General features: G+C 54.3%; 14 protein-coding genes. 10 read left to right on the forward strand and 4 right to left on the reverse strand.

From position 1 onward, the window contains the following. Positions 1 to 107 precede the first annotated feature (107 nt). Both NST37_RS02745 and NST37_RS02750 read right to left on the reverse strand, forming a co-directional pair. Positions 108 to 1,337: an MFS transporter gene (locus tag NST37_RS02745; RefSeq protein WP_339186210.1), complete on the reverse strand. Its 1,230-nt coding sequence runs from the start codon at positions 1,335 to 1,337 to the stop codon at positions 108 to 110. Beyond that, a complete protein-coding gene (locus NST37_RS02750) occupies positions 1,334 to 2,386 on the reverse strand; it encodes a metalloregulator ArsR/SmtB family transcription factor (protein WP_339186212.1) in 1,053 nt (350 codons plus the stop codon). Before NST37_RS02750 ends, NST37_RS02745 begins: the two co-directional genes overlap by 4 nt. 257 nt (positions 2,387 to 2,643) lie before the next feature. Between NST37_RS02750 and NST37_RS02755 the strand changes: the two genes are divergently transcribed. From NST37_RS02755 to NST37_RS02795, 9 genes are all read left to right on the forward strand, one after another. Beyond that, complete coding sequence (locus NST37_RS02755; protein ID WP_339186213.1) at positions 2,644 to 4,203, forward strand: sensor histidine kinase; 1,560 nt, start codon at positions 2,644 to 2,646, stop codon at positions 4,201 to 4,203. Next, positions 4,196 to 4,819 (forward strand): response regulator transcription factor, encoded by a 624-nt coding sequence (locus tag NST37_RS02760; protein WP_122958066.1) that lies wholly within the window; start codon positions 4,196 to 4,198, stop codon positions 4,817 to 4,819. Before NST37_RS02755 ends, NST37_RS02760 begins: the two co-directional genes overlap by 8 nt. Positions 4,820 to 4,864: 45 nt before the next feature. Continuing rightward, positions 4,865 to 6,019: an HD domain-containing phosphohydrolase gene (locus tag NST37_RS02765; protein ID WP_024983348.1), complete on the forward strand. Its 1,155-nt coding sequence runs from the start codon at positions 4,865 to 4,867 to the stop codon at positions 6,017 to 6,019. Positions 6,020 to 6,487: 468 nt separating this feature from the next. After that, on the forward strand, positions 6,488 to 7,030 hold the full coding sequence (locus NST37_RS02770; RefSeq protein WP_327955909.1) for a signal peptidase I: 543 nt from the start codon (positions 6,488 to 6,490) through the stop codon (positions 7,028 to 7,030). Continuing rightward, a complete protein-coding gene (locus NST37_RS02775) occupies positions 7,027 to 8,298 on the forward strand; it encodes a right-handed parallel beta-helix repeat-containing protein (protein WP_122958064.1) in 1,272 nt (423 codons plus the stop codon). The genes NST37_RS02770 and NST37_RS02775 overlap by 4 nt, the downstream gene beginning before the upstream one ends. Beyond that, positions 8,291 to 8,941 carry a hypothetical protein gene (locus NST37_RS02780; RefSeq protein WP_122958063.1) on the forward strand — a complete coding sequence of 217 codons (651 nt, stop codon included), beginning with the start codon at positions 8,291 to 8,293 and terminating at the stop codon, positions 8,939 to 8,941. Before NST37_RS02775 ends, NST37_RS02780 begins: the two co-directional genes overlap by 8 nt. 9 nt (positions 8,942 to 8,950) lie before the next feature. Next, positions 8,951 to 10,015 (forward strand): hypothetical protein, encoded by a 1,065-nt coding sequence (locus tag NST37_RS02785; RefSeq protein ID WP_339186215.1) that lies wholly within the window; start codon positions 8,951 to 8,953, stop codon positions 10,013 to 10,015. 312 nt (positions 10,016 to 10,327) lie between these two features. Further along, positions 10,328 to 10,867, forward strand: coding sequence for a signal peptidase I (locus tag NST37_RS02790; RefSeq protein ID WP_003389846.1), 540 nt, complete (start codon positions 10,328 to 10,330; stop codon positions 10,865 to 10,867). A gap of 100 nt (positions 10,868 to 10,967) precedes the next feature. Next, positions 10,968 to 11,576 carry a TasA family protein gene (locus tag NST37_RS02795; protein WP_003389845.1) on the forward strand — a complete coding sequence of 203 codons (609 nt, stop codon included), beginning with the start codon at positions 10,968 to 10,970 and terminating at the stop codon, positions 11,574 to 11,576. Between the two features lie 62 nt (positions 11,577 to 11,638). On the opposite strand, the gene NST37_RS02800 is transcribed toward NST37_RS02795, so the two are convergent. After that, on the reverse strand, positions 11,639 to 12,838 hold the full coding sequence (locus NST37_RS02800) for an MFS transporter (protein WP_339186217.1): 1,200 nt from the start codon (positions 12,836 to 12,838) through the stop codon (positions 11,639 to 11,641). A 69-nt stretch (positions 12,839 to 12,907) separates the two neighbouring features. Beyond that, positions 12,908 to 13,393 carry a MarR family transcriptional regulator gene (locus NST37_RS02805; RefSeq protein WP_227277770.1) on the reverse strand — a complete coding sequence of 162 codons (486 nt, stop codon included), beginning with the start codon at positions 13,391 to 13,393 and terminating at the stop codon, positions 12,908 to 12,910. Between the two features lie 226 nt (positions 13,394 to 13,619). On the opposite strand from NST37_RS02805, the gene NST37_RS02810 reads away from it, so the two are divergent. Further along, positions 13,620 to 14,126 (forward strand): GNAT family N-acetyltransferase, encoded by a 507-nt coding sequence (locus NST37_RS02810; protein WP_003389842.1) that lies wholly within the window; start codon positions 13,620 to 13,622, stop codon positions 14,124 to 14,126. Positions 14,127 to 14,133: the final 7 nt, after the last annotated feature.

Raw genomic sequence — 14,133 nt, forward strand, 5'->3', positions numbered from 1 at the left:
GAAAAACCCCTTTTTTATCCGATGTTTTTGCAAAAAAACAACTCGTCATCCATTATACAATCAAGTATCCTGATATCGCCAGATTTTCATAAAATTTTATAGATTGATCAAGGGGTGTTGACTGTTCTCTCGCATTGTCCGGCTTCGAGCAGGCGGGCCCGGAGAGGCAGCAGCACAGTGGCGATCACGATCAAAAGTCCCATACCTGCATAGACGAAGCGAATCCCCGCCTGTTCCCCCAGCAGTCCGCCCAGCCAGACGCCGAGCGGCATCGTGACGCGAATAATCAGCAGGCGGACAGAGAGCACACGTCCCAGCAGTTGCCGGGGAACCCTTGTCTGGTACAGGCTGGTGTTGTGCACATGGAAAAAGGGAGCTGTGATGCCGGCGATGATTTCGATGCATACGGCGAGCCAGATCGAGTGGACCAGTGCCAGCGCGACAAAGCTTGTGCCGCCCAGGAGCAGGGAGAGCATCATGATGACAGAACGCGGCCACCGTTTGGACAAGGTTGGAACCAGCATCGAACCAAAGGCGTAGCCCAGCGGGAAGCCAGCCAATAACAGACCGGCGTGGGAAGCTGTTCCATGCAGCTCGTCCACCACATAAGGCAAGGTCAGCACCATCTGGACCCCCACGGCGAACTGGACAAATGACAGCAGCACTCCGAGACGCAAAAGCAGCGGCTCTTTGCCAAAAAAACGAAGACCCTCGGCAAACATCGAGATCCAGGCCTCCCGCTTCGCCCGTTCACTGACAGACCTGCTCTGGCAAAAAGCCAAAAGAGTGCCGCTTGCGGCAAAGGCGGCCGCAGTCAGAGCGAGTGCTGCCGTACCGCCGAAAATGCCGATCAAAAGCCCGCCGAGCGACGGGCCGCCGACCATCGCCAGACGCAAGGTGCCGTCAAGCGTGGCATTGGCCCGGGTCAACGCCTCCGGCTTTACGACAGAGGGCAGGAGCGACAGGCTGGCAGGGACGTACAACGGTTGAACCAGGCCGTTTACCAAAGACGTGAGGTAGACAGGCCAGACTCCGCCCAAGCCCGTCAGCGCAGCCGCAAAGCTGCACGCAAACGCTGCGCTTCTCGCCAATTGGGAAACTATCATGACTCGCTTCGGGTCCCAGCGGTCCAGATACGGTCCGATAAACAACTGTACGGCGAGCGAGGGGAGAAAGTACAAAAGCCACATGCTGCCCACTGCTGCGGGAGAACCGGTCGCCTCCAGCAGAAGCCAGCTGTTTGCCAGCGTTCCCAGGCTCGCCCCCATTTCGGAGACGGCTTGTCCCGAGACAATCAGCCAAAATGAAGGGTTCGCCCCCAGCTTCCAACACCTCATCGGCTGCAGTCCTTGTCCAGATATTCCGACAGGAAAAGCGAGAGCTGGTCGACATGAGTCCGCCGAAGCTGGTATTTGGAGGCGTCCATTTCGATCAAGCGGGCCGAGCGGAGCATGGAGAGATGGTGGTGGAGCGTCGACTTCGCCATGTCCATCCGTACCGCCAGCTCCTGCAGGCTGTGAGCGCGCTCTGCCAGATGCTTGACGATGCGCAGGCGATGTTCATCGCCCAATGCCTTGCAGGCCTGAACGAGCAGATGCGGCGGCTGGTACGGATCGACCTGCTCTGCCATGTTTTCGTCTGCGACCGGGTAATAAAACACCTTGGTGTCGGGAGCGTCAGCCTGGATCGTCCACGGGCGGTACAGCGTATGGGGAACCAGCAGTACGCGAGCGACGGAAGGCTCGGGCTCGTATTTTCCCCCTGTCGCCCATTCGACGAGCGCTTCCGGAGAGAGCTTTTGCTGCATGGCGCGCTTCTGTTCGCAGTCGCGCTGCAAGAGGCTGCCCAGCTCCGTTTCTTGCGGACGTACGTGGATGCTGTACCAGCCACGGAAAAGCGTTATCAAATGGCGTCGCAATTCATTTGCATCCACCTCGGAGACATGGGAGATGTACGCGGGGAAAAACTTGTGGCCCGCACAAGCCTGCAGGAGTTCTGCCACTGCTAGGCGGTTTCCTGTTGACGCAAGATAGCGCGCATCCTCGCGTTCTCTCCCGAGGTAGGGCAATGCTTCCAGACGAAGCTGCTGCCCGGGCAATCCTTCCAGATAGGAAAGGAATGCAGCGAGATCGGGAAAAGGGCGAGCATGCAGCAGTTGCAAAAGCGTTTTCCAAGTATGATGCCGCTGCGCGTCGTACAGTTCTGTTTGAACGTCAGGCGGGAGAGCGTCGATCATCGCCAGCCAATGCTCCCTCGGCTTTTCCAGAGTAGGATGGATTTCATCATAAGTAGCAGCCGCGATCCCCAAGGCTGCTTCGAACAGAGGAGAGGAATGCAGTGTCACCTGATAGCTGCTGCGGCCATAGCTCATATCCAAAAGCTTCATCGAATGAACATCCTTCCCGAATCGTAGTTGTTTATATTCTATATTTAACGAATAAATTGTTCAATAAAAACCGAATACCGAAATTTGGCCGGATCTTTTTCGTCGAATCTGTAAGGTTCCGTCGAAAAGGCTGGAAATATCAGCAGCTGTTCGACATTTTACACTTGTTGTAAATGACTGGAAACTGGGATACGATTAGGTCGTCTGCATCATATCAGTCGATATTTACTCTGACGAAGCTTTTGAGGGTAATCGGAATGAACCAATTGTTAAAAGAAATTCGTCTGATGCTGTATCTTTTGCAGTGGGTCTTGTTTCTCTCCTTTTTTTCCTTCTACATGCAGTCGTCAGCCAATCACGACACGTTTTATTTTCTCCTTTTGGGGCTGGTTGTCGTCTATGCAGGGGTGCTCTGGTACGCGCTCCCCCGGAAGTCGTGGTTCTTTCTGGGATTGGTCGATCTGGGAGTGGCGCTGCTGTTTATCGTCCTGACAGGAAAGTCGAACAGTCCGTTCATGCTGTATGCCTATACAACGCTGCTTTGGCTGACGGCTGTTTTGCGATTGGAACAGTTTCTCCTGGTCGCCGCTCTTTTTCTCCTCGCTTACTTCGTTCTTCAAGCATGGATACCTCACGATTTGCTGCTGCCGCAACCCTATCTCGATCACCTTCGCTTGCTGCTCGACATATTGCTTTGGATCAGTCTGTCTTATTGGGTCTTTACGATGATCAAACAATTGAAAGGGGCCTATTCTAAATGTTTGCAAATATATCTGTTTATGAGACGGATGTCGGAGAAAGAGCAGAATATCTATCTTACTAATGAGTCGGAAAAGGCGGTCAAACGGATGTTTCGCGCGGAAAACGCCTATTTATGTCTGTTTGAGGAGCGGGAAGGAGATGGGAACTGGCGGAGAGACTACTTTGTTCAGCGCTTGCTCGATCTGGGAGCGGAAGGGCTGGAGCATTTGACCCTTTTGCCTTTGCATGACTTTACAGGCAGAGAAGACACGTATGCTTGCATGCCGCTTAGGCAGGATGGCCGTTCCGTGGGATGCCTGTTGTTTTCAGTTCCGCACGAACGGCTAGTGAGCCGCTATGAACAACTTCTGCTGCGAATGATGGCTGTCGTCATTTGCCAGCACGTAAAGCAAAATCGCGTCCGCTATGAAATGGCTCGTTCCCTCCACCGGGAAATGCGGCGAAAGCTGGCCCAAGACATGCATGACGGGTTGGCTCAACAGCTGTTTTTCCTTTCTGCCCAATTGTTTCACATCAAGCAGACGCTGCCTTCGGAGGCGAGGGAGAGCTCTTTGGAAAGGCTGCAGCAGATGGAGGAGCGAATTCAGTGGTGTCATAGCGAGGTTCGCGAGTACATTACACACCTGCGGGATGTCCGACCGACGCAAAGGATAACCGAGGCCGTCCAGCAATTGCTGAAGAGAATCACGGTGGGGACCGATCTTGACGTGGATTTTGTGACGCGCGGCAGGCTGGGAGAGGAACCTCTGCCGATCCTCGATGCGATTTACCGACTGGTGGAGGAGGCTTCCGCCAATGTGGTGAAACACGCCGCCGCGTCCCGTCTGGAAGTGAGCGTGGAGGCGTCCTCCCTGCAAATCACAGTGCGCATCAAGGACGACGGGATTGGTTTTTTGCCGGAAGAAAAGGCGGACCTGAAGAACAGCTACGGGCTTCTGGGGATGAGAGAGAGGATTGCTGAAGTGGGTGGGACCCTGCACATTCAATCCATACCGAATGAAGGAACCGAGATTGTGGCGATTGTACCGAAAAAGGGAGTGGAAATGTATGGATAAGGTAAGATTGCTGCTGGCGGACGACCACCGGATCGTCCGGGAGGGCCTGAAAATGATCCTGGAAAGTTCGCCTCGTTATACAGTGGTCGAGGAAGCCAACAACGGAGACGAACTTGTGGCAAAGGCGATGAGCAGCAAACCGGACCTGATCATATCCGATCTGAAAATGCCGGGCATCTCCGTAATCGACAGCTGCAAATCGATGAAGGAGCAGCTGCCTGAACTGAAAGTGATGATTTTGACTGCCTATGATGAGAGCGAGGACGTTTTTCGGGCATTGGACTCCCATGTCGACGGGTACGTCATGAAGGACACGGGACCAGAGCAAATCCTTCACACCATGGACATGGTCATGATGGGCTATTCCTGCTTTCAATCCAAGCTCCAGCGGAAACGCAAGGAAGAGGCCGATGTCGTATTTACAGAGCGGGAGCAAGAGATTTTTGAATTGATTGTCGAAAATCTCAGCAATCAGGAAATCGCTCACAGGCTATACATATCAGAGGCGACCGTCAAAACCCATGTCAGCAGCATTCTCAGAAAGACGGGCCAGCCCAATCGATCGCAAGCAGTGCTGTACGGTTTGAAAAAAGGCATGGTCAGGGTGCCGCGGTAGATAAGCAAATAAAGCCGATTGTAAAAACGGTAAAGAGGGTCTTACATGGAACTGCGAAAGAGGAAAGGAAATCATACCGAATTTCTGGCGGACAGGATGTTTTATTGGCTGGCTGTGCTGGTCACGGTCGATGCGCTGATTGCAGTGCTTCTGGCAGTAACCAATGCCATCTCTTCTCCATGGGTACATGTTATGGGCTTGGTCATCGGTGGAGCGGTATCCTGGACCGTCTACCTGCTGCACAAGCGCTATGTGCTGCCGGACGCCAGATCACCGCACGTGTCCGCTTTTCTCGTCACCGCCTTGCTGTTGTTTCTTTGTCTGTCCAACCGGCAGTATGATGCGGGATTGTGGAACATTTTTCTGATTTATCCGCTGTATCTCACATTCTTTCACAACCGGATGTTGCTGCTTATATGGGGAACCGTGAGCTGTTTGATCTACGCTTTTTCACTCGGTGTAAAACTGGAGCAAGCTGCCGCGATGGATGTGTTTGCCCACCTTTCGCTCGCGGCTGGAAGCGGCATCTGCGCTTGGCTCGGGTACTACTCCCTGAACAGATGGGTCGGCGGTGCCAGGCGGGCGGCAGACGAGAGGAAACGCGAATACGCGATGACCCTGCTAAACGAGCTTGTGCCCACGGTCGAGCGAAAAACGCGGATCAGCTCCCGGGAGATCGAGCAGATGGGCAGGCTGATCAAGCGGATGCTCCGCGAGTTTCCGGAGGAGAAGGTGAGCGATTGGGAGGTGAATTTGCTGTCCCTCCTGCATTACGTCAGCCGGATCAAGTGGCCTGATTATGTATTTGAAAAGGAAGGCAAGCTGACCACTTACGAATATCAGGTCATTCAGGAGCACTGCTTCATCGGGACGGAGCTGTTCAAGGACGATCCGGCCTGTCAGCGCGTGGTTGCTGCGCTGCATTCGCATCATGAGCGCTACGATGGCACCGGTTACCCCACTCAATTGAAGGCGAATGAAATTCCAGTGCTCGCACAGGCTTTAGGGATTGTGGAATGCTATCTGGCCATGACCACCTTCCGGTCCTATCGCGAGCCGCTAACGGTGGAGGAAGCCTGCGAGCAAATCCGCCTGATGGCAGGAACGGTATACGATGAGCGTGTGGTTTGCGCTTTTTCGCGCTCGATACAGATGCCCCTTCCCGTCACCGTTTCCAATGTCCCGCCGATGGTTGGCTAAATCTCCGCCTGAAGGATAGGAGAAAACAGCCTGAAGCCTGATGCAGATGGTATAAATAAATGGTAATCATAACGTATGAACTGTCGGTCAGGAGGGAAGGCAAGTGTGGCAGAAGAAATGCGGGAAATGCCAAAAGCGATCGTATAGCAGCGCAGAACGGTACGAATGGATCTGCCCCTATTGCGGCAAAGACCTTTCCCGTATCCGTGCCACTCCGGCCACCCTCTCGTATGTTCCCATTCGTCCTGTGCAGCCGCCCCGAAAAATAGAAGAAATTGAACTGACAGCTTGCCGAACACTCCCCGAGAGGTGAGATCTGCAAGCTTTTTTGTTTCCCTCATCCTTCAGTCTGAGATCGTCTCATCCCGGCGAATAAAAATCTTCCTCCCAATGTGTATGCGCAGTCCTTCCGGCGATGGAAGATGGGCCCCTGACTTCCGCGTAAAATGAAAAAAAGAGGTGATCGGCGTGGCAGCTCGCTGGGGAAAGAGAAGCGGTATTTTTATCCTGATCGTCTTTGTCATCCTCAATCTTTTTTTGTTCGCAACCAGCCGCTTAAACGATGACCGCATGCCGGGGATCGGCAGCTGGCGGGTGCTTTCTGTGCTTACGGGAAGCATGTCCCCCGCGATAAATGCCGGCGATATGGTCATCGTTCGCAGGTACGGGGAAGAGCAGCCGCGCGTGGGCGATATCATTACGTACTGGCAAGAGCAAAATGGCCTTTCCCTTACGACTCACCGCATCGTGCATCGAATGGAAAACGGTTATCTGCAAACGAAAGGAGACGCCAATCAAGGTGAGGATGGAGGGTGGACCGATCCGGACCGCGTTGTCGGCAAAGTGGTCGTCACCATTCCGTACGCGGCTGCAGTCCAGGAGGGACTTCGGAAGCCGCCTGTCTTGCTCGCATTGGCTGCCTTTATCGTGGCTTTGGCGTATTCGCATCGGAAGGGCCAGAGTCGGTCGAAGCGTACGCAAACTGAGACAATTGAGGGGGAACTTTCATGAAGTGGGAACAGGTCAAAAATTGGCCGTGGAAGCGAATCGCGATGGGGACGGCTGTTCTGACTTCCATCGTAGCCAGTACCAGCTTTGGCACGTACGCCTACTTTACGAGCCAAGTGGAAGATTCCAGTACATTTGCGGCAGGAAAGCTGGAAATTTCCCTCGGAGAGACGAAAGCCAGGTTTCAAGCCGCCGACGATCAGCCGTTTTTGCCCGGAGTCCGGTTTGAAAAGACGCTGACGGTCCACAATCAGAGTGATGTCCCGGTGAAATACGCGCTTTTGGCTGAGAAGGAAGGCGGAGACGACATCGTGTACGATCGGCTGGTCGTGGAAGTGCGAAGGGAAAATGAAGGCGGCGAGCTGCTTTACCACGGGCGGGTCAGCCAGCTTACTTTGGCCAATGTGATCATTCCGGAGCTGCCCAAGGATGCCAGCGACGATCTGCATTTTTCCGTATACCTTCCGGAGAGCACCGGAAATGAAGTGCAGCAGAAGTCGGCCGATGTGACCTTTGGTTTCCTGGCTACCCAGCAGGATAATGGCCATTACTTTGCTCAGGGCGGTCCTGTCATGACGTTCACACCGCAGGATTTGAACGGCACCAAGCTGGTGGAAACGCTGCGGATGGCCAGCAAGGAAGCGGAAAAGGACAGCGTGACGGGATTGACCTTTATCCTCGAAGAAGGAAGCTACGATCTTTCCGACATGAAGCTGCCGGAAAAGGTGACGTGGAAAGCGGCTCCCGGCAAGGAAGGCAAGGTCGTCGTCCGGGCAGATGAGCTGCAGGTGAGCAACGCCGCTTTTGAAGGCATTCGCTTTGAAGGCAGCGGGACAGGCTTGTACGTCGGCTCCAACGTCAGCTTCAGCGGCTGCACGTTTGACGGCCGGTTCGACGCGGCAATCCGGACGATGCCCGATCTGAGCGGAGAGAAGACGCTGGAGGGGCTGACGGTAAAAGACAGCACATTTGCCGGAGCCGAGGCAGCGATCTTGCTGGATCAGACGATCAAAGGGGCATTCATCGCAAACAATTCGTTTTCGGGCGTTCAACACGCTGTGGTCGTAGCAAACGACCGGGAGACCGAAGTGCAGATCGTCGGCAATGACTTTGCCAACGTAAATAAATACGCAGTGGACAGCGGCGGCGTTCAAGTGGGCGATGGCATTGAAGGATTCAAGGAGACAAGCGAGGAGAACGGGGATGCGAAGAAACTTGCCCTCCATCTGTTCAAGGCAGACCTCTACCTGGAAGACAACAAATATGATTGAGCGGCGAAGCGGACAAAGACCCAAAAAGGAACGCCTGCGGCTTGCCGAACAATGGGCAGGCGGTATTTTTCTGCTGGGGCTGACCGCCTCGCTTTGGGTACAGCCAGCCGGCACCTATAGCTGGATGTGGAAGGGGGTCAAAGATACAGGCAACCAATTTGCCATCGGGCTTTTGGACATTACAAGCAGCGTGTTTGGCGAAAAGTGGCGGGTGATTGAAGGGGGCAACCAGGCAGTCGACTTGTTCCGGATGATCCCGGGAGACGCCCGCCAGCTGGAGGCGACCCTTTCCAGCGGAGAGAGCGATCTGGAATTTATCTACAAGATTGTGGCTGAGGTGAAGGAAGCGGGCAAGCCGGAAGACGTGCAGAAGCTGGAAGAAGTTCTGCGCATCCGGATTGAAAGCGGCGGCAGCGTCATTTATGACGGGCTGGTCCGGGGGCTGCATCAGGAGCAGCCCGGGCTGAAGCATGTGAACGGAACGGAAGAGCATTTCTCTCCCCATCAGCGAAGCAAGACGTTTGCGATCACCGTCTATTTGCCAAAGGAAGGCGTAGATCACAGCTTTCAAGCGCTGAAGGGGAACCTGGAAATACGCTTCCTGGCCAAACAGGCCACGCTGGATGCCATTTTTGCGGAATAGGGGGGACGAATGGTGAAAAAGCTGGTGTCGGGCCTCATGGCTTTCGCATTGATCTTCGCGCTCCTCCCCCTCGAAGGTACAGTTGCCTTTTTGACCAGTGAGAAAAAGCAGACAGTCCCTGTCAGTCTGGGAACCAATGAAGACGTCTTTACAACGGAAACGGAAGCGATTCGCCTCGTGACAGAGGTGGAGAAGCACGTAACGATTACCAGAGTAAAGACGGAAGCAGGAAAAAGCACGGAGGAACGCGATGTAGACATTAGCATCGACGAGGGCACCTTTACGCTCGTATTCAAGCCGCAGCGTCCGCATCTCGATCTGGACGTGGAAAATCTGAAAGTGACGGGTGAGCCGGAGGGGCGCCTCGAGATCAGCCGGGAAGGCGGCGGGAACGGCATCGAGTTTCGCATCGGCCATATACGGGATCAAGTCAAGCGCGAACATGAAACACTGGAAGGGGAACTGCACATAACAGCCTTGGGCGGTTTTTACCGGCACGTGATTCCGTTGACGGTCGTTACGGAATACAAGGAAAGCTCGAGTGTCGTGGAGGTGAGCCCGCCACCTCCGCCCGCCAAACCTGGACCGGGGACTGGTACGCCGGGCTCTCCGCCGCCGGGGACGGAAACCCCTGTACCGCCTCCGCCGGGTGCAGGGGGAGAAGCACCGAAGCCGCCGGGAGCAGGAGGAGAAATTCCGCAACCGCCGGGAGCAGGGGGAGAAGCACCGAAGCCGCCGGGAGCAGGAGGAGAAATTCCGCAGCCACCGGGGGCGGGTGGAGAAGCACCGAAGCCGCCGGGAGCAGGAGGAGAAATTCCGCAACCGCCGGGAGCAGGGGGAGAAGCACCGCAACCGCCGGGAGCAGGGGGAGAAGCACCGAAGCCGCCGGGAGCAGGAGGAGAAATTCCGCAGCCACCGGACACAGGAGAAGAACCTCAGTCTCCGAGCACAGGGGAAAAGACGCCGCAGCCTCCAGGCGGAGAAGGCGAGGATCAGCCGCCTCCGAGCCCGGGAGAAGACAATACTCCGCCGTCGAACCAAGACGGCGAGAGTCTGCCAGCCTCGACAGGCTGAGTGCTTTAGCAGCGTGCATTCAAACAAAGTGTAAACGGATCAAACAGAAACGGATCAAACAAGACCGGCGGGTCACCACTCGCTGGTTTTTTCATGCCAAAAGTCGTTTCCGTCGTTCCACTGCACAATGAAAAGCTGAGATAAGGTCATCCCTCGGTATGAAAATGCAGCCATACTTTCCGGTGCTTCGGATCATCCCGGACAGTCAGGAAGTTCACCCTGACGCAGGAAGATGGGAAAACGGAAAATCCGTAAGATGAGAACTGTGAACGGCATACAGCCGAACGCCAAGGAAAGCGGGGAGATCATCCAGTGGTCCTGTTGAAAAAGTGCATATCCATTCTGACGAGTCTGTTTTTAATCGCGGTCATCGCCATCACGGGTCTTCTCTTCGTCAGCAAGATAAACGGAGGGAAAACGGTTCTGTTCGGCAACCAGATCATGGTCGTGCTCAGCGGATCGATGGCTCCCGCCTTCAACACGGGAAGCATCGTCGCGGTAAAGCCGGTCGACTTCAAGGAGGTCAAAGAAAAGGACATCATTACCTTCAAGGACCCGGAAGGCCTCACGATTACGCACCGCGTCATCGAGAAACGCGATGGCCAGTTGATTACCAAGGGCGACGCCAACGACGGAAAGGACACAGCCCCGGTCACGCCAGACCGGTTTATCGGCAAAGTGCAGTACTCCGTTCCGCTCATCGGTTACTTTATCGAGTTTGCCAGATCGGGACTCGGCATGCTGCTGATGCTGGGCTTGCCCGGACTCTACCTGATCGTCAGCCAGGTCTGGAAGCTCTTGCGAATGATCAAGGAAGAGGAAGCGAAAACGGCGGCAAAGCCGCAGCCGTAAATCACCCTCGCGGTGATACCTTGGGGGCTGATAGCAGTTCTTTCTGGTATCAGGCTTCAAGTCATCATAAATATCATGAATGCGTGGGAGGAAGAAAAACATGAGCTTGAAAAAGCAATTTGCGGTAACCTTGGCATCCGTAGGACTTGGCGCGGCACTGATCGGCGGAGGCACCTTCGCATGGTTCAATGCCACAAGCGAAATCAAGGACAATACGTTTGCCGCCGGTAAAATGGAAATCGGCGCAACACCAGCCGAGTCCGTCTTCCAAGTGGAAAACATGAAGCCCGGTGATTGGTTTGAAAGAACATTTGACATCACCAACACAGGGACTATCGACATCAATAAACTGCTGATGAGCGTAGATTACACGGTAGCCGACAAAAACGGCGACAACGGCTCTGATGATCTCGACAATCACCTGAAGGTTTACTGGCTGTCCAGCGCAGATCCGAGCATCCCGATCTCCGAGCGGGTCATCGTCCATCCGCTGAACGGCAAATCGCTGAAGGAACTGAAAGACAGCGGTCAAGTGGATATCAGCAGCTGGGCTACCAAGCTCCTCACGCTGCCGCCTGACACGACAGACCGCATTTACATGGGTATTGAATTCGCAGATGACGGCAATGATCAAAACCGCTTCCAGGAAGACAGCGTAAACCTGACGCTGAAGCTGGAAGGCAAGCAAACAGCCGGCGAGCCGAAATAATTGGTTGGCTGCCGCAAAAAGAAATCCTCACTCAAAGACGAGTGGGGATTTTTTGGCAAGTACTACTGGCCGGGACGGACGACATTTGAAGCGGTGTGGAAACGAATCCAGCCAACCCATGCAGAGACGGCGATAAACAGCCCGGCAAAGCCAAATTCCAGCCAGCTGTCCCCCAGCTTGAACAGGAAGGCACCGATTACGGGGCCCGCCGCCATCCCTATGTAGCGGACAAAATTGTAGCAGCCGATGGCTGTAGCCCGTTCATTGAGGAAAGCCTCGGACAAAAGCGTCGTATGCAAAGGCATGCCGATCCCCAGCGTCAAAACGTACGCCATGCTGCCGAAAATCAGGGCGGTCAGCGATATGTTGGTCAGCAGCATGAAGAGAACGGTGGCAGCGGCATTCGCGATGGCGGTCATCAACAAAGCGCGCTCAAGCCTGAAGCGCTTCAACAGAAGACGGCTCATTTTGCTGCTTGCAATGAATACGAGCGAAATGCACAGAAACAATACGCCGATCTCATTCGGATCCAGTCCAAAGGAGTGAGTGGCCTGCACAGGCAGGAACACGAGGAAACTGTAATAGGTGAACATTTGCGCAAAAGCGATAAAAATGATCGCTCCTCCCACTGGATGGGTCAAAATAGAGGCAAACGGTCGCCCCTCTTTTTTCGTCGCCAACAAGCCGGACGGCCTGGTTTCCGGGAGCAGCCAGGCGTTGGCGCCAAAAAGAATCAGCGAGCTGACAGCGAGAAACAGAAAAATGACCGGATGTCCGCCAAGTCCCCCCAGCCAGCCGCCCAGCAGCGGCCCAAGCGCCGGGCCCAATCCCAGCATCATTTGATAGGTGCCCATCGCTTCTGCTCTTTTTGCCCCCTCAAACAGGTCCCCGATGACCGTCGCAGTTGCGATCGGAATCGCGGCAAAGCCGATACCCTGGAGCGCCCGGAAGAACAGTAAATAGGCAAGAGAAGGGGCATAAGCGCAGCCGATGGAGGCGGCCACAAACAGGAGCAGGGCAGGAAGCAGGACTCTCCGGCGGCCGAGGCGGTCAACCAGAGGGCCGTACACGAGCTGCATCACGGCAAGCATCAGCGTAAAAACGGAAACGGTCAGATTGATCGCAAAAGCGGAAGCATGGAAGGTTTGCTGCATATCGGTCAAAATCGGCAAGAATAGATTTTGGGCAAAGGTACCGATTAAAATCGTAATCCCCAGCAGGTATAAAATAGTAGACGAGCCAACCGTTTGTTTTTGTATCATGGTTGTTTTCCTCCTTTTTTGTTTCCGTGGAAACAATATGTTCAAAAGTAATGCGACGAAGATCGAATGTCATTCATCGCGTTGTTTTTGATCAGCCAGTTCCAGTGCATCCTGCAGCAAGCGGTGCAAAAAGGCGAGCTCCTCTGCGGTGTACCGCCCCAGAAACGCCTTCCACTCGCTGCTGATGTTTTGATGCTGCTGCTCATGGATGGAGAAAACCGCTTCTCCCTGTCGTGAAAGCCGAAAATAGACTTCCTTTTGATTGCCGTGAAGCTGGTAGCGCGTGATGAGTCCTTTTGTGAGCAGCTTTGCCGTGATTTTGGAAACAGCGCTTTTCGTCACCCCGATTTTTTGAGAGATCGCCGTCACGTTTGCATCGCCGCCGAGACCGATGCATTGAATCACGTGCAGCTCGGTGAGGCTCAAATTTTTGCATGGCGCACAGTCGGGAGCAAGTCGGTTGATTTCATCGAGCAATCGGTCGTGTCTCTGTTTTCTTCGCTCCTCCTGCTTATGAGACAGAACGAGAATTTGCTGGAAGATGCTTTCCTTCACATCCAATGTCGAGCAGCCTCCTCCTCAGTATTGTTTCCAAGGAAACAATACCAATGTACCACAAGCTTCGGTAGCATTGCAAGCAAGCCGACGAAATTGTCGTTCTGACAGAGTCTGTTAACATACGTCGTCTGTTAAAAGTACATCGCTTGTTGTAAGAAAGATTACCCACAGCGTATAGTAGAAAGAATAGATTGGCCAAAACCAGCAGTTGGGGGTGTCTGCTATGTTTCGTGAAGTAGAGGTTGAAGAATGCAATCGCATTGCCGAGCATGTTGAGAGGCTTTCGGAGATTTTGGTAAAGGTTGTCGAGGATGGTGCGTCTGTCGGTTTTCTCCCGCCGATGGAGCAGGCAGAGGCAAGGCGGTACTGGGAGAACGTATTGCAGCCCGGGGTCATTCTGCTTGTGGCCAAAATCAACAATGAGATTGTCGGAAGCGTCCAGTTGCATGCATCCACGAAGCAAAACGGCAGACACAGGGCGGAAATCGCCAAACTGATGGCCCATCCGGATTATCGCCGCAAGGGAATCGGCCGCAGATTGATGCAAGCAGCGGAGGCGAGGGCGAAGCAGGCGGGGCGGACGCTCCTTGTTCTCGACACGAGAGAAGGAGATCCTTCCAACCTGCTCTATGCCTCACTCGGATATAAGGAAGCGGGCCGCATCCCTGACTACGCCAGATCGGCGGATGGGGAATTGCATGCAACTGTTTTTTACTATAAATCTATTTGAGCTCACC

This window comes from Brevibacillus sp. FSL K6-6036, from assembly GCF_037964015.1.
GTDB classification, from domain to species: Bacteria; Bacillota; Bacilli; order Brevibacillales; family Brevibacillaceae; genus Brevibacillus; species Brevibacillus borstelensis.

Excerpts from the sequence above, each read along its gene's own strand:
- NST37_RS02755 (WP_339186213.1), top strand. The coding sequence starts at position 2,644 with ATGAACCAATTGTTAAAAGAAATTCGTCTGATGCTGTATCTTTTGCAG.
- NST37_RS02750 (WP_339186212.1), bottom strand. The coding sequence starts at position 2,386 with ATGAAGCTTTTGGATATGAGCTATGGCCGCAGCAGCTATCAGGTGACA.
- NST37_RS02800 (WP_339186217.1), bottom strand. The coding sequence starts at position 12,838 with ATGATACAAAAACAAACGGTTGGCTCGTCTACTATTTTATACCTGCTG.
- NST37_RS02785 (WP_339186215.1), top strand. The coding sequence starts at position 8,951 with ATGGTGAAAAAGCTGGTGTCGGGCCTCATGGCTTTCGCATTGATCTTC.
- NST37_RS02765 (WP_024983348.1), top strand. The coding sequence starts at position 4,865 with ATGGAACTGCGAAAGAGGAAAGGAAATCATACCGAATTTCTGGCGGAC.
- NST37_RS02810 (WP_003389842.1), top strand. The coding sequence starts at position 13,620 with ATGTTTCGTGAAGTAGAGGTTGAAGAATGCAATCGCATTGCCGAGCAT.
- NST37_RS02760 (WP_122958066.1), top strand. The coding sequence starts at position 4,196 with ATGGATAAGGTAAGATTGCTGCTGGCGGACGACCACCGGATCGTCCGG.
- NST37_RS02780 (WP_122958063.1), top strand. The coding sequence starts at position 8,291 with ATGATTGAGCGGCGAAGCGGACAAAGACCCAAAAAGGAACGCCTGCGG.
- NST37_RS02795 (WP_003389845.1), top strand. The coding sequence starts at position 10,968 with ATGAGCTTGAAAAAGCAATTTGCGGTAACCTTGGCATCCGTAGGACTT.
- NST37_RS02745 (WP_339186210.1), bottom strand. The coding sequence starts at position 1,337 with ATGAGGTGTTGGAAGCTGGGGGCGAACCCTTCATTTTGGCTGATTGTC.
- NST37_RS02775 (WP_122958064.1), top strand. The coding sequence starts at position 7,027 with ATGAAGTGGGAACAGGTCAAAAATTGGCCGTGGAAGCGAATCGCGATG.